Annotated in this window: 17 protein-coding genes and 1 pseudogene; 9 read left to right on the forward strand and 9 right to left on the reverse strand. The window is 65.7% G+C overall.

Translation table 11 applies throughout. The features are described 5' to 3' along the window. Position 1 precedes the first annotated feature (1 nt). A pseudogene (locus VGV41_RS03680) lies at positions 2–1840 on the forward strand (potassium transporter Kup); the annotation flags it as partial. 132 nt (positions 1841–1972) lie between these two features. On the opposite strand, the gene VGV41_RS03685 reads toward VGV41_RS03680, so the two are convergent. Next, a complete protein-coding gene (locus tag VGV41_RS03685) occupies positions 1973–2401 on the reverse strand; it encodes a MarR family winged helix-turn-helix transcriptional regulator (RefSeq protein ID WP_326862298.1) in 429 nt (142 codons plus the stop codon). Positions 2402–2515: 114 nt separating this feature from the next. Here VGV41_RS03685 and VGV41_RS03690 point away from each other — a divergent pair, with 114 nt between their 5' ends. After that, entirely contained in the window at positions 2516–4363 is a 1848-nt protein-coding gene (locus VGV41_RS03690) for a chloride channel protein (RefSeq protein WP_326862299.1), read from the forward strand. Positions 4364–4432: 69 nt separating this feature from the next. Continuing rightward, entirely contained in the window at positions 4433–4774 is a 342-nt protein-coding gene (locus tag VGV41_RS03695) for a rhodanese-like domain-containing protein (RefSeq protein ID WP_326862300.1), read from the forward strand. Here the strand turns inward: VGV41_RS03695 and VGV41_RS03700 are convergent. Continuing rightward, a complete protein-coding gene (locus VGV41_RS03700; protein WP_326862301.1) occupies positions 4771–5478 on the reverse strand; it encodes an outer membrane protein in 708 nt (235 codons plus the stop codon). The two genes, VGV41_RS03695 and VGV41_RS03700, sit on opposite strands and share 4 nt — an antisense overlap. 191 nt (positions 5479–5669) lie before the next feature. Here VGV41_RS03700 and VGV41_RS03705 point away from each other — a divergent pair, with 191 nt between their 5' ends. Next, complete coding sequence (locus tag VGV41_RS03705) at positions 5670–6770, forward strand: polyamine ABC transporter substrate-binding protein (protein WP_326862302.1); 1101 nt, start codon at positions 5670–5672, stop codon at positions 6768–6770. A 3-nt stretch (positions 6771–6773) separates the two neighbouring features. On the opposite strand, the gene VGV41_RS03710 is transcribed toward VGV41_RS03705, so the two are convergent. From VGV41_RS03710 to VGV41_RS03740, 7 genes are all read right to left on the reverse strand, one after another. Next, positions 6774–7697, reverse strand: coding sequence for a lipid A biosynthesis lauroyl acyltransferase (locus VGV41_RS03710; protein ID WP_326862303.1), 924 nt, complete (start codon positions 7695–7697; stop codon positions 6774–6776). A 7-nt stretch (positions 7698–7704) separates the two neighbouring features. Further along, a complete protein-coding gene (locus tag VGV41_RS03715; RefSeq protein ID WP_326862304.1) occupies positions 7705–8727 on the reverse strand; it encodes a zinc-binding dehydrogenase in 1023 nt (340 codons plus the stop codon). Positions 8728–8750: 23 nt separating this feature from the next. Then, positions 8751–10022, reverse strand: coding sequence for a beta-ketoacyl-ACP synthase (locus VGV41_RS03720; protein ID WP_326862305.1), 1272 nt, complete (start codon positions 10020–10022; stop codon positions 8751–8753). Positions 10023–10034: 12 nt separating this feature from the next. Next, positions 10035–11231, reverse strand: a complete 1197-nt coding sequence (locus VGV41_RS03725; protein WP_326862306.1) for a beta-ketoacyl-ACP synthase — start codon at positions 11229–11231, stop codon at positions 10035–10037. Next, complete coding sequence (locus tag VGV41_RS03730; RefSeq protein WP_326862307.1) at positions 11224–11697, reverse strand: 3-hydroxyacyl-ACP dehydratase FabZ family protein; 474 nt, start codon at positions 11695–11697, stop codon at positions 11224–11226. Before VGV41_RS03730 ends, VGV41_RS03725 begins: the two co-directional genes overlap by 8 nt. 9 nt (positions 11698–11706) lie before the next feature. Beyond that, positions 11707–11988: an acyl carrier protein gene (locus VGV41_RS03735; protein ID WP_326862308.1), complete on the reverse strand. Its 282-nt coding sequence runs from the start codon at positions 11986–11988 to the stop codon at positions 11707–11709. A 216-nt stretch (positions 11989–12204) separates the two neighbouring features. After that, on the reverse strand, positions 12205–12456 hold the full coding sequence (locus tag VGV41_RS03740; protein WP_326862309.1) for a hypothetical protein: 252 nt from the start codon (positions 12454–12456) through the stop codon (positions 12205–12207). A 240-nt stretch (positions 12457–12696) separates the two neighbouring features. On the opposite strand from VGV41_RS03740, the gene VGV41_RS03745 reads away from it, so the two are divergent. The 5 genes from VGV41_RS03745 to VGV41_RS03765 all read left to right on the forward strand — a co-directional run bounded on the left by VGV41_RS03745 (position 12697) and on the right by VGV41_RS03765 (position 17188). Continuing rightward, positions 12697–13056 carry a hypothetical protein gene (locus VGV41_RS03745; protein WP_326862311.1) on the forward strand — a complete coding sequence of 120 codons (360 nt, stop codon included), beginning with the start codon at positions 12697–12699 and terminating at the stop codon, positions 13054–13056. 104 nt (positions 13057–13160) lie between these two features. Then, complete coding sequence (locus VGV41_RS03750; protein WP_326862312.1) at positions 13161–13697, forward strand: copper chaperone PCu(A)C; 537 nt, start codon at positions 13161–13163, stop codon at positions 13695–13697. A 173-nt stretch (positions 13698–13870) separates the two neighbouring features. After that, positions 13871–15106 (forward strand): DUF4010 domain-containing protein, encoded by a 1236-nt coding sequence (locus tag VGV41_RS03755; protein ID WP_326862313.1) that lies wholly within the window; start codon positions 13871–13873, stop codon positions 15104–15106. Between the two features lie 212 nt (positions 15107–15318). Then, positions 15319–16107 carry an SDR family NAD(P)-dependent oxidoreductase gene (locus VGV41_RS03760; protein WP_326862314.1) on the forward strand — a complete coding sequence of 263 codons (789 nt, stop codon included), beginning with the start codon at positions 15319–15321 and terminating at the stop codon, positions 16105–16107. A gap of 100 nt (positions 16108–16207) precedes the next feature. Further along, on the forward strand, positions 16208–17188 hold the full coding sequence (locus VGV41_RS03765; protein WP_326862315.1) for a tripartite tricarboxylate transporter substrate binding protein: 981 nt from the start codon (positions 16208–16210) through the stop codon (positions 17186–17188). Positions 17189–17200: the final 12 nt, after the last annotated feature.

Here is a 17200-nt window from a genome sequence, read left to right on the forward strand (position 1 = left end):
GCTCGCGATCGGCAGCATCGGCGTCGTCTACGGCGACATCGGCACCAGCCCGCTCTACGCGTTGCGCGAGTCCGTGCTGGCGGCGACGAGCGACGGCCGCACGCTGAACGAACCGATCGTGCTCGGCATCCTGTCGCTGATCATCTGGGCGCTGATTTTCGTCGTTACAATCAAATACGTGATCATCCTGCTGCGCGCCGACAACAAGGGTGAGGGCGGCACCTTGGCGCTGATGGCGCTCGCCTCGCGCGCGCTCGGCCGTACGACCGGCACGATCATCCTGCTCGGCATCATCAGCGGCGCCTTGTTCTACGGCGACGCCATCATCACGCCGGCGCTGTCGGTGCTGTCGGCGGTGGAAGGCCTCAAGGTCGTCACGCCGGCCTTCGCCGATTACGTCGTGCCGATCACGGTGGTGATTCTGCTCGTGCTCTTCTGGGTGCAGTCGCGCGGCACCGCCAGCGTCGCCACGTTCTTCGGACCGGTGATGCTGATCTGGTTCGCCGCCATTACGCTCGGCGGCCTCTGGCACATCGGGCAGTACCCGGCCGTTCTTTTTGCCTTCAATCCCTGGCACGGCATCTCGTTTCTCGTGCACCACGGCATCATCGGGTTTTTCACACTTGGTGCCGTGTTCCTGGTGATGACCGGCGCCGAAGCGCTGTATGCCGATCTCGGTCACTTCGGCCGCAAACCGATCCGAGCCGCCTGGCTGACTGTGGTGCTGCCCGCGCTGATGATCAACTATCTCGGGCAGGGCGCGCTCGTGCTGCATAATCCGAACGCGATCGACAATCCCTTCTTCCTGCTGTTTCCGGATTGGGCGCTGCTGCCGATGGTCGGGCTCGCCACCATCGCCACCGTGATCGCCAGCCAGGCGGTCATCACCGGGGCCTATTCGTTGACGCAGCAGGCGATCCAGCTCGGTCTGCTGCCGCGCTTCGAGATCCGCCACACCTCCGGCGAACTCGCGGGCCAGATCTACATGCCGCGCGTCAATGGGCTGCTGTTGGTGGGCGTGCTGCTCCTGGTGGCGCTGTTCCGCTCCTCGAGCGCGCTGGCCTCCGCCTACGGCATCGCCGTCACCGGCACGATGGTGGTGACGGCGATGATGTCGATCGTCGTCATTTGGCGCGTGTGGCACTGGCCGCTCTACGCCGCGGCGGCGCTGATCGTGCCGTTCCTCTTTGTCGATCTGACCTTCCTGACCGCCAACATGCTCAAGATCGTCGAGGGCGGCTGGATTCCGCTGGTGCTGGGCGCCGTCGTGATGGTGATCATGTACACGTGGCGGCGCGGCACGCGGCTGCTGATCCAGAAGACGCGCAAGCAGGAGATCCCCCTCAAGAGCCTCGTGACCAGCCTCGAGAAGAAGATGCCCCACACGGTGCCGGGCACCGCCGTCTTCTTCACCAGCGATCCCGAATTCGCGCCGACTGCGCTGCTGCACAGCCTCAAGCACTACAAGGTGCTGCACGAGAAGAATGTGATCCTGACGATCGAAACGGCCGACACACCGACGGTCGACGTCGCCGAGCGCGTACGCATCGAGCCGGTCGGGGAAACCTTCTCGCGGGTTGTTTTGCGGTTCGGCTTCATGGAGACGCCGAACGTGCCCAAGGCTTTGGCGATCGCGCGCAAGCTCGGCTGGCAGTTCGACATCATGTCGACCTCGTTCTTCCTGTCGCGCCGCTCGCTCAAGCCCGCCGCGCAGTCCGGCATGCCGCGCTGGCAGGACCGGCTGTTCATCGCGCTGACCCGCTCGGCCAACGACGCCACCAGCTATTTCCAGATCCCGACCGGCCGTGTTGTCGAGGTCGGCACGCAGGTGACGATCTAGATTGATCGATCTTCGCCGCGGTCGCGCTTCACCTCTCCCATAGGGTGAGGTCGCCGTGCGAAAGCGCGGCGGGTGAAGGTCACCCCAACCCTCTCCCCGCCGGGGAGAGGGAGCGCACCCTGCTCGTGGAGACTACTCGGGCTTGAAATGCGTGAGCAGCGTCTGCAACAGCGGCGCCAGGCGCTTGAGCTCGTCGCGATGCGCGGCCGAGAGCTTGGCGAGCATGGCCTCCGCCTTCGGCGTCAGCGTCAGCAGCACCTGGCGGCGGTCCTCCGCGCCACTCTGCCGCTTGACCAGCGACTTCGATAGCAATCGATCGATCAGACCCACCGCGCTGTGGTGGCGGACCCCGAGCCGTTCCGCGAGCTCGCCGGTGGTCAGCGGCTTGTCGCGGCCGAAGCCTTTGATCGCCAGAAGCGCCTGATGCTGCTGGGCGGTAAGCCCGGCCTGTCCGGCGGCGTCCTCACTGAAGATCATGAACTGCCGCAGCAGATAGCGGAACTCGGCCAGCCGCTCATAATCGGCGTCGGCCAGCTGGCGGGCGGCGGGCGAGGCGCTCATGGCAGCCCTCGGGGAACAGCTATACACAGCCGGCGCTTTAAATTATATCGCAGTGCGATATATATCCGCCAGACCGTCATCGGAACTGCATTTTCTGCCAAAAGGTACGCCTTCATGCCGAGCGCCGCCCCGCCCGATCGTCCAACGCTTTCCAAGGTCCGCCCGGCCGAAGCCGCCCAGCGGGCGGTCGAAGACCGCCTGCGCGATTTCAGCACGGATCGGCGGCTTTTTCTGCTCATGGCCATGGCTCTCGTTGTCGGCTGCGCCGGTGCTGGGGCCGCCTGGGCGCTCTACCATCTGATCTCGCTCGCCACCAATATCGCCTATTACGGGCGCTTCAGTGCGGCGCTGGTGGGGCCGCCGACACACGCGCTCGGCTGGTGGACCGTGCTGGTGCCCGTCGTCGGCTGCCTGATCATCGGCCTGATGGCGCGCTTCGGCTCGGAGAAGATTCGTGGCCACGGCATCCCGGAGGCCATGGAGGCGATCCTCATCGGCCGCAGCCGGATCCAGCCGCGCGTGGCGGTGCTGAAGCCGCTGTCCTCGGCGATTTCGATCGGCACCGGCGGCCCGTTCGGCGCCGAAGGCCCGATCATCATGACGGGCGGCGCGTTCGGCTCGCTATTCGCGCAACTGTTCAATCTATCGAACGCCGAGCGCAAGACGCTGCTCGTGGCCGGCGCCGCCGCCGGCATGAGTGCGACCTTCGGTACGCCTCTTGCGGCGATTTTGCTCGCGGTCGAGCTGCTGCTGTTCGAATGGAAGCCGCGCAGCTTCGTGCCGGTGGCCGTCGCCTCAATCGTCGCGGCGGCGCTGCGGCCGTATCTGATGACCGGCGGCGTGCTGTTCCCGATGCCGGAGAGCGCGGCGATGGCGCCGCTCGGCCTCGTCCTCGCGGCGGTGCTCGGCATCATCGCGGGGCTCGGCTCCGGCCTGCTGACGCAGATGGTCTATGCCTGCGAGGACGCCTTCCAGCATCTCCCGATCCACTGGATGTGGTGGCCGGCGATCGGCGGCGTCGTCATCGGCATTGGCGGGCTGATCGAGCCGCATGCGCTTGGCGTCGGCTACGACAATATCGCCGCGCTCTTGTCGGGACACATGACCACCGCGGCGGTGGTGCGGCTGATGGTGGTGAAATCCGTCATCTGGTCGGTGGCGCTCGGCTCCGGCACGTCCGGCGGCGTGCTGGCGCCGCTGTTGATGATGGGCGGCGCGCTCGGCGCGCTGTTCGGCGGCTTTGTGCCGTTCGGCGATCCCGGCACCTGGGCCTTGATCGGCATGGCCGCGATCATGGGCGGCACCATGCGCTCGCCTCTGACCGCGATCATCTTCGCGCTCGAGCTCACCCACAACATGGGCGGCCTGGTGCCGCTCGCGATCGCCTGCGTCATGGCGCATGCGACGACGGTGCTGCTGCTGCGCCGCTCGATCCTGACCGAGAAGGTTGCCCGCCGCGGCCATCACGTCATGCGCGAATACATCGTCGATCCGTTCGAGACGATGCGCGTGGCTGACATCATGGCAAAGCCGGCGGAGACGCTGCCGGCCGACATGCCGATCGGCGACGTGGTCAAGTTCTTCACCGCCGAGGATGGAGCGAACAGCCACAAGAGCTATCCCGTGGTCGACACCGACGGCACGCTCGCCGGCATCGTATCGCGCTCGGACGTGCTGCGCTGGACGGTCGAGGGCTGGCCCACCGGGCAGAAGCTGCGCGACGTGGTTTCCGAACAGGAACTCACGACCGGCTACGCCGACGAGCTCGTCGGCCGGCTCGCCGACCGGATGGCCGCGGCCGACGCCAGCCGGGTGCCGATCCTGCGCCGCGGCGACCGCGCCGTCATCGGGCTGGTCGCACGTCGCGACCTGCTGCGCGTGCGCATGCAGGACCGGCGGCACGAGACCGAACGCGAGGTGCTGATCCCGCTTCGCGGGGGCCGGCCCGCGGCGGCGGAATAGGGCGGCCAAAAGACTGGTGCGGCTGAGCCGGATTCCGGCTAGAAATCCGGCTTTCGAGAGGGACGCCCGATGGCCGACGAAATGCCGCGCGCCGACGAAGTCACCAACCTGACGCCGCAGGAGGTGGCCGAAGGGATGCGCGCCGGCCGCATGCTGCTGGTCGACGTGCGCGAGCCGAACGAAACGGCGCTCGAGCGCTATCCCGACGCGGTGATCGTGCCGCTGTCGTGCTTCGACCCGGCCGCCATTCCCGATCCGCAGGGACGCACGGTCGTGTTCGCCTGCCGCTCCGGGCGTCGCTCCATCACCGCCTCGGTGGCGGCGCAGGACCAGGGCTACCCCTATGCGTGCCATCTCGCCGGCGGCATCCTGGCCTGGAAGCAAGCCGGCCTGCCCACGGACGTCGGTTAGAAGGCGAGCCCGCCGAACCGGTAGTTCAGGCCGACCTTGATCACCTGGGTGTCGAGCTTGACGTCGCCTGACCCTTCGACGGTCAGTCCCCCGGCTGTCGCGAAGGTTGGCGATACCGACCCGAACTTCATGTAGTCGTATTCGAGCTTCACTGAGAAATTGTCCCAGAAGGCATACTCATAGCCGGCGCCGAGCACCCAGCCCATCCGATTGGATGTCGCGGTGGCGGTGCCGCCGGCGCCGTCGTTCGCGTCCCATTTGTCACGCGTCCATGCGGCGCCGAGCTTTGCGTAGATGAGCGAGCGATCGAAAGCGTAGCCGAGCCGCGCGGCGGCGGTTGCGAAATAGTCGTTCTTGAGCGTCAGTGTGCCGCCGAACAGGGGCGTGTCGTATTTCACGTCGGCGAAGGAATACTCCCCCTCGACGCCGACGACGACCTGGCCGATTTGATAATTATACCCGGCCTGAACGCCGCCGAGAAAACCCTTGGCGGTGCGCGAGTCACCGTCGCCGCTGAACCGGCTCCAGCCGTAGCCGACGTGCGGGCCGATATAGAAGCCGGTCCAGGTGAATACCGGAGCCGGCGTGAGCAGTGGCGGAGCCTTGTAAGCGGGTCTCGGCAGATCGGCGGCAAAAGCGGACGAACAAACGGAGAGAAACAATACAGACGCAACCGCACTCCACACGGTGGTGGAACGGCGCATGAGTAATCCTCGATTGAATGTTGTTGGAATGCGCTTTTACAAGTGGAATCAGTATAACTGATTCTGTCGGTCCTGTGGATAACTTTTCAACCGGCGCGCGCGCCCGAGGTCAATTCCGCGACGGTTCGTGCACCGTCGGCGCCTCGGCTAGATTGCGTGTCGGATCGACGACGTTGCGCACGAGGGTTTTCATGCGAAAGACGCTGCCTGCCTTGATGCTGCTTGCCGGTTTGCTGTTCGCGGGGCCGTTGCCGGCCGCCGCGCAACAGCGCGTCGTCAACGTCTACAACTGGTCGGACTACATCGACCCGCAGGTGCTGACCGACTTCACCAAGGAAACCGGCATCAAGGTGCAATACGACACCTTCGACGCCAACGAGACGCTGGAGACGAAGCTGCTCGCCGGCAAGTCCGGCTACGACGTCGTCGTGCCGACCGCCTATTTCCTCGAGCGGCAGATCAAGGCCGGCGTATTCCAGAAGCTCGACAAGGCGAAGCTGCCACACCTGGTGAATACCTGGGCGGAGATCAACAGGCGGCTGGCCGCCTACGATCCCGGCAACCAGTATGCCGTCAACTACATGTGGGGCACCACCGGCATCGGCTACAACGTCAAGGCGGTGCACGACCGTCTCGGGCCGAACGCGACGATCGACAGCTGGGACGTCGTGTTCAAGCCGGAGCTGATTGCCAAGTTCAAGGACTGCGGCATTCACATGCTCGATTCCGCCGACGACATCCTGCCGGCGGCGCTGCATTATCTCGGGCTCGATCCGAATTCGACAAAGCAGGCGGACCTCGAAAAGGCGACCGCGCTGCTGCTCAAGATCCGCCCCTATGTGCGCAAATTCCATTCGTCGGAATATCTGAACGCGCTGGCGAGCGGCGAGATCTGCCTCGTCGTCGGCTGGTCGGGCGACGTCAAGCAGTCGCAGAAGCGCGCGGCCGACGCCAAGAACGGCATCGAGATCGGCTATGCGATCCCGAAGGAAGGCGCGCAGATGTGGTTCGACAATCTCGCCATTCCGAAGGACGCGCCGCACACGGCGGAGGCCTACGCCTTCATCGATTATCTGTTGCGCCCCGAAGTGGCGGCGAAGAACTCGAACATGGTGTCCTACGCCAACGGCAATCTCGCCAGCCAGAAGTTCGTCGACAAGACGGTGCTCGACGACAAGAGCGTCTATCCCGACGCAGCGACCATGGCCAAACTCTACACCGTCGGCGCCCGCGATCAGCGCGCACAGCGGCTGATCAACCGGCTCTGGACCAAGGTGAAGACGGGGGAGTGAGGCTTACCGCCAGCGGCGGTGCAGCCAGAGCCACTGCTCGGGATGCTCGCGCACCCAACCCTCGATCACGTTGGTGATCGCCTGCATCGTGCCGGCGATGTCGATCTCGCCATTGGCATCACGCGCGGGCTGGATTTCGTCGGTCAATTCGGCGCGGAAGCGGTTGCCGGGCAGGCGCACGATGCGGGTGCCGTGGATCGGGCAGTTGAAGTGCCGCGCCAGCCGGGCGAGCAGGGGGTTGGCGTTGGTCTTGCGGCCGAAGAAGGTCACCTCGACGCCGCGTACATAATACTGGTCGACCAGCATGCCGACATGCGCGCCGCGCGTGAGCGCGTCGGCGATCTTCACCGGCGCGTCGAGGCTGGTGGAGATGATCTCGCCCATGTGCGTGGCACGCGTCTGCGTGATCCAGTCATCGAGCGCCTTGATGTTGGGCCGCCGGTAGAGCACCGCGCTGTCGAGCTTGTAGGTCGCCGCGCAGATCGCCGGCAGCTCCCAGTTGCCGAGATGCGCGGCGAAGATGAGCGCTGGCTTGCCGTCATTGAGCAAATTGACGAAGCGGTCGATGGTCGGCTGCGCCAGCTCGATGCGGCTCGGGCGTTCGGGATGCTCGGCGTCCCAATCCCACAGCCGGTCGAGATGCGCGAACTCGGCCCCCATGCGGCCGAGATTGTCCCACACGCCCGAAAGAATGCGCTCGATCTCGGCCGGCGACTTCTCGGGAAAGGCGGCGGTCAATTGCGCGCGGGCGATTCTGTTCTCGCGGAACAGCGGCCCGATCGCGCGCATGAACCAGCCTGCGCCGTTCGCCAGCGTGTCGAACGGCACGCGATGCAAGCTGCGCAGCAGGCCGACGGCGAGCGCGCCCGCGGTGGCATCGCCGGCGCGCTTCAGGCTACGCCGCAGGCGCCGTTTCACGCTGCCCATGGGCGCCTCAGAAGTTGACGACGACCTTGCCGAAGACCTGGCGCGTTTCGAGCCGGGCAAGGCCCTTCTCGAATTCGGCGAGCGGCACTTCGGTGTCGATGATTGCGCCCATGCCGGCGGCCATCTTCGACAGGGAGTCGCGGATGTTCTGGATGCGGCAGCCGAACGAGCCGAGAATCTTGTACTGCTGCTGGAATAGCTGCATCAGGTTAATGGTGACGGTCGGGCCGGCGGTCGAGCCGCAGGTCACGAGCCGTCCACCGCGTTTGAGGACGAGCAGGGAGCCGTTGAAGCCCTCGCCGCCGACGTGCTCGAAGACAACGTCGACCCCCTTCTTGGCGGTGAGCTTGCGCGTCACGCCCTCGAAGCGGTCCTTCTTGTAGTTGATGACGTGGTCGGCGCCGAGCGCCTTCGCCTTCGCAGCCTTTTCATCGTCGCCGACGGTGGTGATGACGGTGCAGCCCAGGGCCTTCGCCATCTTGATCGCGACCGAACCGATCCCGGAGCCTGCCGCGTGCACCAGGATCGTCTCGCCGGGCTTCAGCTTGGCGTTGTCGAACAGCATGTGCTCGGTGGTGCCGAAAGCGATTGGCGCGCAAGCCGCATCGCGCAGCGAAACGCCGTCCGGCACCGGCACGACGAGGCGCGCCGGCATGTTGATCAGGTCGCGGGCGAAGCCGTCGATATGGAAGCCGAGCACGCCGGCGACGTTTTCACACAAATTATCGCGGCCCTCGCGGCAGTTCGCGCATTTGCCGCACGTCATCGCGCCGTACATCACGACCTTCTGGCCGCGCTTGAACTGCGTCACGCCTTGGCCGACCGCCGCGATTTCACCGGAGGCCTCAGCGCCGACGACCAGCGGCAGTTGCCGCTTGGCGAAGGCCATGCCGCGGAAGCCCCAGAGATCGAGGTGGTTGAGGCCAACGGCCTTGATGCGGATCTGGACTTCGTTTTCGCCCGGCGCGGGCGGTTCGGGCACTTCGGCCAATTCGAGCTGGCGGTCGCCGATCAGTCGCAGTGCGCGCATGGGAGGATACGACGAACCGGCGGTCAAACCGGCTCGACCCCCACCACCAGCGAGACGTTCTGTCCGCCGAAGCCGAAGGAATTGGAGATCGCGTGCTTGAGCCTGGCGTCGCGCGCGCTGTTCGGCACGACGTCGAGCGGGATCGCCGGATCGGGCAGGTCGTAATTGATGGTCGGCGGCATGCGCTGCTCCTGCAGCGTCAGCACCGTGAACACCGCCTCGATGGCGCCGGCGGCCGACAAGGTGTGGCCGATCATCGACTTGTTCGAGGAGATCGGCAGCTTGGCGATGCGCTCTCCGAACACGGTCGAGCAGCCGAGATATTCCATCTTGTCATTTTCCGGCGTCGAGGTGCCGTGCGCGTTGACGTAATCGATATCGTCGGGGGTGAGCCCGGCGTCTTCGAGCGCATTCTTGATGCAGGCGATGATCGGCTTGCCGTCCGGGCTCGAGCGCGTGCGATGGAAGGCGTCGGTCTTCTCGCCGCAGCCTTCGACCACGCCGAGAATTTTGGCGCCGCGCGCCTTCGCCGCGTCATAGCTCTCGAGCACGAGGGCGCCGGCGCCCTCGGCCATGACGAAGCCGTCGCGGTTCTTGGAGAAGGGTCGCGCCGCCTTCTGCGGATTGTCGTTGCTCGTCGACAGCGCCGACAGCAGCGAGAAGCGGATCACGGCTTCCGGGTTGACCGAGCCGTCGGTGCCGATGCAGAGCGCAGCATCGGTCTCGCCGCGGCGGATCGCCTCGACACCGAGCTGGATCGCGCTGGTGCCGGAGGCGCAGGCGGTCGACAGCGAGATCGGCGATCCGCGGGTGCCGAACTTCTCGGCAATGTGGTCGGCGACCGAGCCGAACAGGAAACGACCATGATAGGCGGGAAACTGGCTGCTCGCGCGCAGCAGGTCGGCATACGTGACCTGATCGTTGCTGCCGGAGTGCGCGCCGACTTCCAGGCGATGCGGCCATTCCATCTCGATCGGCGGGACCGCGAGGAAGAGGGGGCCGGGGAAATCGCCGGGCTTGCCGAGGCCGGACTGGGCGATCGCCTCTTCCGCGGCGAGATCGGCCATTTGCTCGGAGTGTGCCGCCGTGGATTCAGGCTGCCCAAGGAAGTCGACGCTGCCGGCGATCCGCGTTTTCAGACCGTCGGTTGGGAAGCGGCTGATGGCGTGGATGCCCGACTGTCCGCCGGTCAGCTTGGCCCAGTTGTCGGTCTTGCCGGCACCGAGCGAGGTCACGACGCCCAAGCCCGTGACCACGACGATCGGACGCCCGAGTTTGTCCCTGGTCGACGCCATGTTCGATCCTCCTCAGCCGGCCTTTTCCACTAGCGCCAAGCCTTCGCCGCGCCAGTGGCCGACGCCGGTCACCACGACCTGATTGAGCGGCCCGCTCATCGGCTTTTCCAGCCCCGTCGAGTCGCAGGGTGGGAACAGGCTACCATGCTGGACGGCAACCGTGGCCAAAGCGAGGTTCATCGGGAATTGCGGCTCCAACCCATGACCGAGATAGGAACCGGTGGCGCGCACGGCAAGCTCGCCGTGTGCCTCGAGGAAGGCGCGCTCTTCCGCGGTCGCGGGATTGGCGCCCGTGGCGCCCGAGAGAACGGCGGCGCTCTTGGCGCCCACCTTGTCCTTGACCTTGTCCCAAAGCCCTTCGAGCGAGGCGGCGACGTTGCCCGCCACGCGTTTGCGGCGGTCGGCGAGAACGCTGGTCAGCCGCGCCAGCGGCTTGGCGCCGCGTGCTTCCGCATGGTCGCGCGCTTCGATCACGAGGAAGGCGCCGAGCGAGCCGAGCGCGAAGCCGCCCTTACCGTCACCGCGCTCCCACACCGGCGCGTATTTGTCCTTCAGCATCAGCCCGGCGAACTCGTAGAGCATGATGAGGTCGGGGCGTTCGCCGTTGTGCGCGCCACCGACGAGGGCGATGTCGCTCTGGCCCGCGCCGATGCGCGACATCGCGATGCGCACGGCGTCGAGGCCGGCCGATTCCTCGCCCATGAATGTGCGCGACGACGAGGTGACGCCGTGCACGATGGAGATGTTGCCCGCGAGCAAATTGGAGAGCTGCGCCAGGAAGAGGGTGGGGCGCAGGTCGCTCATCAGCCTTTCGTTCAGGAAGGCAGATGGGTTGGCCGCACGTGGCATGCCGGACAGGATCGCGGAGTCGACGGCGAGATCGCGCTCGCCACCGCCGGCGGCGACGATCATGTCCATGTGGGAGAGCACGTCGGTGTTGCCCTTGACGCCGGCTGAATCGAGCGCCAGCCCGGCAGCATAGGTGCCGATGCGCTGCCAGTTCTCCATCTGCCGCTGATCGCCCTTCTTCGGGATCTGCAGATCGAAATTTATGGGCGCGAGAGGATGAACGACGTAGGGCGCGAAGGTGGTCACGTCGGCCGACGGCTTCGCCTCGGATAGCTTCTGCCAGTGCGCATCCGGCCCTTCGCCGAGGCAGGAGACGATGCCGATGCCGGTGATCAGGGCCTCGCGCGCGCCGTCAGCCATGCGCGGATTCCTCGCTCGGCACGCCGAGGCGGCCGGCCTGGTCGCGCATGTGTTGGCGGATCTCGTCGTTGGGGAACGGCATCACGCGCAATGTGATCGTCGCATCGCAGATCTGCTTGCCGGCCGAGGTAATCTTCGCATTGGTGACGGCGTAGCCGGAGCCGTCGTGTTCGAGCTTGGCTTCCACCGCGAGCACCATGCCGGGCACGACGAAGGTCCGGAACTTGGCGTCCTTGACCGCGGCGAGAAAAGGCATGCGTTCGAATTTATTGAGCGCAACCACCAGCCAGCCCGAGGTCTGCGCCATCGTCTCGATCAGCAGCACGCCGGGCATCAGCGGATAGCCGGGGAAGTGCCCTTCGAAGACGGTGCTGGCTTGCGGGACCGTGTTTTCGGTGCGGATCGTTCGGTCGGCGAGATTGAGGTCCGTGACGCGGTCGATGAGCTGGAAGTACTCGAGACGCATTGCCCCCTGTCAGGCCCCCTTGGCTGCCACGAGCTCGTCGATACGCGCGGCGAGGTTCTTGAGCACGAAATACTGGTCCGTGGTGGCCTTGCCGTCGTTGACCTCCTGCGTCCACTGCTCCAGCGGCAGCTTGATGCCGAACGCCTTGTCGATGGCGAAGGCGATGTCGAGGAAGTCCAGGCTGTCGATGCCGAGGTCGTTGATGGCGTGGCTCTCGGGCGTGATCGAGTCGCGCGGAATATCGCAAGTCTCGGCGATAATATTGGCGATGGTGTCGAACGTCGAGGACATCGTTAACTCTCTGATTGAAGGGAAGATTCTGGCAATCGCCCGGACACGCGCCACCCCGCGCACGTGCCAGTATCCGCGCGGCCTTCGACAACCGGCTGGCAGTCGGCTGCCCGTATAGCGAAGCGGGCCCTCGGTTTCAATGCCGCCCGTAACTATCGGGGAAAACTAGCTAACGCCGGCGGCAAGGCCGGTTTTAGTCCGGCGCCGGAGGTGGGCTCAGCGGACGGTCCGATCGTACTCGACCGGCGTACAGCCCCGCCGGCCGGACAGGACGCAGTCCTGGTTCCGGCGCATGTCGGCGAGGGTGTCGGCGAGCCAGATGGCGGCGCCGATCAACAGGACGACGAACAGGAAGACTGCGGCGTTGACCGCCTGCCGGCGGCGATACTCGGTCGGATCCTCGGGGGAGTGGGCGTAGGCGGTCAGGTCTGCCTTCGCGCCGTCCCGCGCCTCCGGGTGGGGTGTCACGGCACCGCCGGACCGCCGCCGGAAGCGAACGACCCGCGGGCCACCGTCGGAAGGAGTGCTGTTTGCCACGCTGGCGATCCTACCACGTCTCAGGGGCGGTCGCAGCCATGCTGGCTCGTCAGGAAGGCCGCCCGGCCTCTTCATCTATGTAACGGGCGCGCGCTTCGTACCCTGTCATGCCTGCCAGGCAGCCCGGCCCCGCGTGGACGCCTTTGGACCAAAGGGCTATGGCTTGCGGCCATGAGCGCGCGCGGTTTCAGCGGACGGGTGATCGGACTGTTCGCGGCCTATCTGGTCGCGTTGCAGGTGCTCGCGATGCCGCTGTCGATTGCGCCGACGGCGGCCTTGGGTGGGGGCCTCTGCCTCAGCGATCATTCCGCCGATCCGGCGCGACATCCGGCCGGGCACGACAAAAACTGTCCCTGCTGCGCCGGCTGCGGCCTGCTGTGCCATGCGCCAGTGCTCGCCGGCGGCATCGCCGATCCGAATCCGGCGCCGCAACTGGGCGCTGCCGCCATTGTCGCGCCGGCGTCGGTCGCTGCCGCGCCACGGCCTGCGGTTCATTCTGCGCAAATGCCACGCGGGCCGCCGGCCGCTTGAGAACGCTTCGACCGCTCTTCGTCGCTCTCAAGTCAATCCACGACCGGACCAGCGCTGGCGCCAATGTGCGTCGCCGGGTTCGCCCCATCGTTCAGGAACTTCGCATGCTGTACAAATCCCTCGCCGCCGCCGCCGCGCTCGCCACCCTGATCACCGTGCCGGCGCTGGCACACGACTACACCGTCGGCGCGCTCAAGATTCATGACCCGTGGGCACGTGCTACGCCCAAGGGTGCCCAAGTCGGGGGTGCCTACATGACCATCACCAACACCGGCACGACAGCCGATCGCCTGATCGGCGGCTCGACCGCCGTCGCCAAGGGCTTCGAGGTGCACGAGATGAGCCTGGCCAACGGTGTCATGAAGATGCGCGAATTGCCGAACGGACTCGAGATCAAGCCGGGCGAGACGGTGGTGCTGAAGCCGGCCGGCTATCACATCATGCTGACCGGCCTGACGGCGCCGCTGAAGCAAGGCGGGCACGTCGACGCCACGCTGAAATTCCAGGCGGCGGGCGAGGTGAAGGTCGACTTCGCCGTGGCCGGCATCGGCGCGATGACCGGCGACAGCGGCGGCGGCGCTCACGACGCCATGCCCGGCATGAGCCATGACAGCATGCCCGGCACGAAGATGAACCACTAACGCAGGGCGCGACGATAAACCCCGGGCCGCCGCGTCGGCCGGGGGCCCACCGCCCAGGACCGGCGCGGCAGCTCTCCGGCACAGCCGTCGATTGCGCCGCCGCGTCCAAGATTTAATATGCGGGCCCGTTTCGGTGACATCGCATGCCGGATTTCTCACTGCCGGCGTACCATTTGGCCGCCCGCCTGACACTGGCGTTGGCGCTCGCGCTCTTTTTGGGGCTCGCCTTCGAGGAAGTCTACAAGAGCGAGCAGCGTTCGATCCCCGGCGGCATTCGCAGCTTCCCGATGCTGGCGCTCGCCGGGGCCATGCTGAGCCTGATCGAGCCGTCTCATGCTCTTGCTTTCGTCGCCGGGCTCCTGGCGATCGCGTTGTGGCTGCACGCCTTTACGCGAACGCCGCAGCACTCGAGCGACGCCAGCAGCATGATGATCCCGGCCTCGAATTTACTCGCCTACGCGATCGGGCCGATCGCCCTGGCGCAGCCGCCATGGGTTGCCGTTTCCATCACCGTGGCGGCCGTGCTTTTGTTGTCCGCGCGCGAGCAGTTGCACCGTCTGACGAGCGTCGTGCCGCGCGATGAGTTGCTCACGGCCGGGAAGTTCTTGATTCTGGTCGGGGTCGTTCTGCCGCTCGCCCCGGAGCAGCCGGTCACATCGCTGACGCCGCTTACGCCATATGGGCTGTGGCTCGCGGTGGTCGCGGTCTGCACCTTGTCCTATGCGAGCTATCTGCTGCAACGCTATTTGCCGTCGCGCGACACGGCGCTGCTGCCGGCGATCCTGGGCGGAGCCTATTCGTCGACCGCCACTACGGTGGTGTTTGCCAAGCGCCTGCGCGAGAGCGCGCAAGTGCGGGCGGATCTCTCCGCCGGCATTCTGGCGGCGAGCGGGGTCATGTATCTGCGGCTCGGCGTCGTGATCGCGATTTTCGACGTGCCGTTGGCGATCCAGCTTCTGCCTGCTCTGCTTGCGCTGGCAGCCTTCGCCGCCGCACTCGCGTTCTACGAATGGCGGAGACGACTGGGCGCCGACCTCGCGACGGCGCCGAGGAATCCGCTGCAACTCTCGACCGCGGTCACCTTCGCGGCGCTGCTGATCTTCATTTCCATCGTGACCGCCTGGGTGCGGACGTCGTTCGGCGCAAAGGGCATTCTGGCACTGTCGGCAGTGGTCGGCGTGACTGATATCGATCCTTTCATCCTGAACATCGCCCAAGGCGGGATTTCCGACATGCCGGTTGCGCTGCTGGCGGCGGCGGTGCTGATCGCGGCCGCATCCAACAACGTCGCGAAGTCCGCTTACGCTGTCGGTTTCGGCGGTCAGGCGGCGCGTCGACCGGCCTCCCTGCTGATGCTGCTCGCATTGGCCACTATCGGCGCGGCCGCGATCTATATCCTCGGCACGTGAGGGCTGAGCGCGAGAGTTCTCGGCGCAAACCAACATTTCCGGTGATGAAAGCCGCCGGCCGCAGGCGCTGTCGCCTTTCTCACAATAACGAAAGGTGGCGCGCCAAAGGCATATCAGCCAGCGGCACGATCCCGCGTGTTTTTGTCCTCCATTGCCGTTAGTGTTCGCGCGATCGCACGTGAGCGCGATCGATCGTGTGTAAGGAGGACGGTTTGAATCTCGGTCTTGCGGACAGGGTCGCCATCATCACCGGCGGCAGTCGTGGCATCGGAAAAGCGTGCGCGCGTGAATTGCTCGCCGAGGGCGCGCGGGTGGTGTTGGTCAGCAAGGACCCCGGTATCAATGCAGCCACTGTGCGCGAACTGGACGCGCTTCATCCCGGCCACGTGCTCGGCGTTCCTGCTGATCTCGAAGACGACGCCGCGATCGCCGCCATGACGAAAAAGGTCGTCGACCGCTTCGGCCGCATCGATATCCTCGTGAATTCGGCGGCGACGGTGATCCCGCAGGACTTCTTCAAGATGGACGACGGTCATCTGGGAAGTCTGCTTGAGCAGAAATTCAACCCGGCGGCACGCTGCATCCGCCACGCCGTACCGCACATGCGCGCGCGCAAATGGGGGCGCATCATCAATATCTCCGGGCTCGCGGGGCGGCAGCCGCACTTCACGGTGGTGCCGGCTGCGCTCAACAATTCCGCGATGCTCAATTTGACGAAGGCGCTCGCCGCCGAACTTGCGAAAGACAATATTCTTGTGAACGCGGTGGTGCCGTACATCATCAACACCGAGCGCCAGGACGACACCATGCGCGAGTGGGCGCAGATGACGGGCCAGACCGAGGCGGAGGTGCGCCAGCAGCGGGTCTCGAAGCTGCCGGTTGGCCGCATGGGGACCCCTGAGGAAGTTTCGGGCGTCGTCGCCTTCATGGCCTCCGAACGGTCGAGCTACGTGGTCGGGACAGCCTGGTATGTCGACGGCGGCGGCTCGATGACATTGTGAGGCTCAAGGAGTCGCGGCACAGATTGAGTTCTATGAGGTGGAGATCGTCTCGCTTTCGAGACGTGTGGAAGTCATCAAAACAACAATCAAGGGGAACGCCATGAACATCGACCGTCGTCATTTGCTTCAGTTGGCCGCGGGAGCGGCGACGCTTCCGGCAATCACGCGCACGGCCTTCGCCGACACCTATCCGTCGAAGCCGGTACACCTGGTGGTTGGCTTCGGCGCCGGCTCGGCGTCCGACATCAACGCGCGGCTCGTCGGCCAGTCCCTTGCCAAGCGGATGGGCCAGAACTTCGTGATCGATAATCGCGCCGGGGCAGGCGGCAACATCGCCACTGAGTATATCGTCAGATCGCCTGCCGACGGCTATTCGCTTCTCTACGCGTCGACCGCGATTGCAATCGACGCCACGCTTTACGAGGGCAAGTCCAATTTCGACCCCAGGCGCGATCTGGCGCCGGTCGCCGGCGTCGTGCGCACGCCGGTGGTGATGGAGGTCACCCCCGGCCTTCCAGTCAAGACGGTCCCCGAGTTCATCGCTTATGCCAAGGCGCATCCGGGCAAGATCAACGTCGCGACCGTAGGCGCCGGCAGTTTGCAACACCTGACCGCCATCTATTTCAACATGGTGACCGGGGTCGATCTGGTGCCGGTGCATTATCGCGGCGCCGCACCCGCCATCACCGATTTGATCGCCGGCCGTGTGCAGGTGATGTTCGACGTGGTCGTCTCTTCGCTGTCCTATATCAAATCCGGACAATTGCGCCCGTTGGCCGTCACGACGGCCGATGAGCAGAAGGTCTTGCCGGGCGTGCCAACCGCCAACAAATTCGTGCCGGGCTTTGAAGCTGCCGGTTGGCAGGGCGTCTGCGCGCCGGCCAAGACGCCGGCGGCGATCATCGACCGGCTCAACAAGGAGATCAACGAGTCGCTCCGCGATCCCGATCTTGTGGCGAACCTCGCCAAGCTGGGCGGCGTGCCGGACATCGGCACACCGGCCGTCTTCGGCAAGTTCATCGCCTCGGAAACCGAGAAATGGGGCAAGGTCGTGCGTAAGGCGGGGCTCAAAGCGGGTTGAGCGTGAGCTGAA

The sequence above is a fragment of the Pseudolabrys sp. genome (assembly GCF_035943735.1).
GTDB lineage: Bacteria > Pseudomonadota > Alphaproteobacteria > Rhizobiales > Xanthobacteraceae > Pseudolabrys.

Excerpts from the sequence above, each read along its gene's own strand:
- VGV41_RS03685 (WP_326862298.1), bottom strand. The coding sequence starts at position 2,401 with ATGAGCGCCTCGCCCGCCGCCCGCCAGCTGGCCGACGCCGATTATGAG.
- VGV41_RS03690 (WP_326862299.1), top strand. The coding sequence starts at position 2,516 with ATGCCGAGCGCCGCCCCGCCCGATCGTCCAACGCTTTCCAAGGTCCGC.
- VGV41_RS03695 (WP_326862300.1), top strand. The coding sequence starts at position 4,433 with ATGGCCGACGAAATGCCGCGCGCCGACGAAGTCACCAACCTGACGCCG.
- VGV41_RS03700 (WP_326862301.1), bottom strand. The coding sequence starts at position 5,478 with ATGCGCCGTTCCACCACCGTGTGGAGTGCGGTTGCGTCTGTATTGTTT.
- VGV41_RS03705 (WP_326862302.1), top strand. The coding sequence starts at position 5,670 with ATGCGAAAGACGCTGCCTGCCTTGATGCTGCTTGCCGGTTTGCTGTTC.
- VGV41_RS03710 (WP_326862303.1), bottom strand. The coding sequence starts at position 7,697 with ATGGGCAGCGTGAAACGGCGCCTGCGGCGTAGCCTGAAGCGCGCCGGC.
- VGV41_RS03715 (WP_326862304.1), bottom strand. The coding sequence starts at position 8,727 with ATGCGCGCACTGCGACTGATCGGCGACCGCCAGCTCGAATTGGCCGAA.
- VGV41_RS03720 (WP_326862305.1), bottom strand. The coding sequence starts at position 10,022 with ATGGCGTCGACCAGGGACAAACTCGGGCGTCCGATCGTCGTGGTCACG.
- VGV41_RS03725 (WP_326862306.1), bottom strand. The coding sequence starts at position 11,231 with ATGGCTGACGGCGCGCGCGAGGCCCTGATCACCGGCATCGGCATCGTC.
- VGV41_RS03730 (WP_326862307.1), bottom strand. The coding sequence starts at position 11,697 with ATGCGTCTCGAGTACTTCCAGCTCATCGACCGCGTCACGGACCTCAAT.
- VGV41_RS03735 (WP_326862308.1), bottom strand. The coding sequence starts at position 11,988 with ATGTCCTCGACGTTCGACACCATCGCCAATATTATCGCCGAGACTTGC.
- VGV41_RS03745 (WP_326862311.1), top strand. The coding sequence starts at position 12,697 with ATGAGCGCGCGCGGTTTCAGCGGACGGGTGATCGGACTGTTCGCGGCC.
- VGV41_RS03750 (WP_326862312.1), top strand. The coding sequence starts at position 13,161 with ATGCTGTACAAATCCCTCGCCGCCGCCGCCGCGCTCGCCACCCTGATC.
- VGV41_RS03765 (WP_326862315.1), top strand. The coding sequence starts at position 16,208 with ATGAACATCGACCGTCGTCATTTGCTTCAGTTGGCCGCGGGAGCGGCG.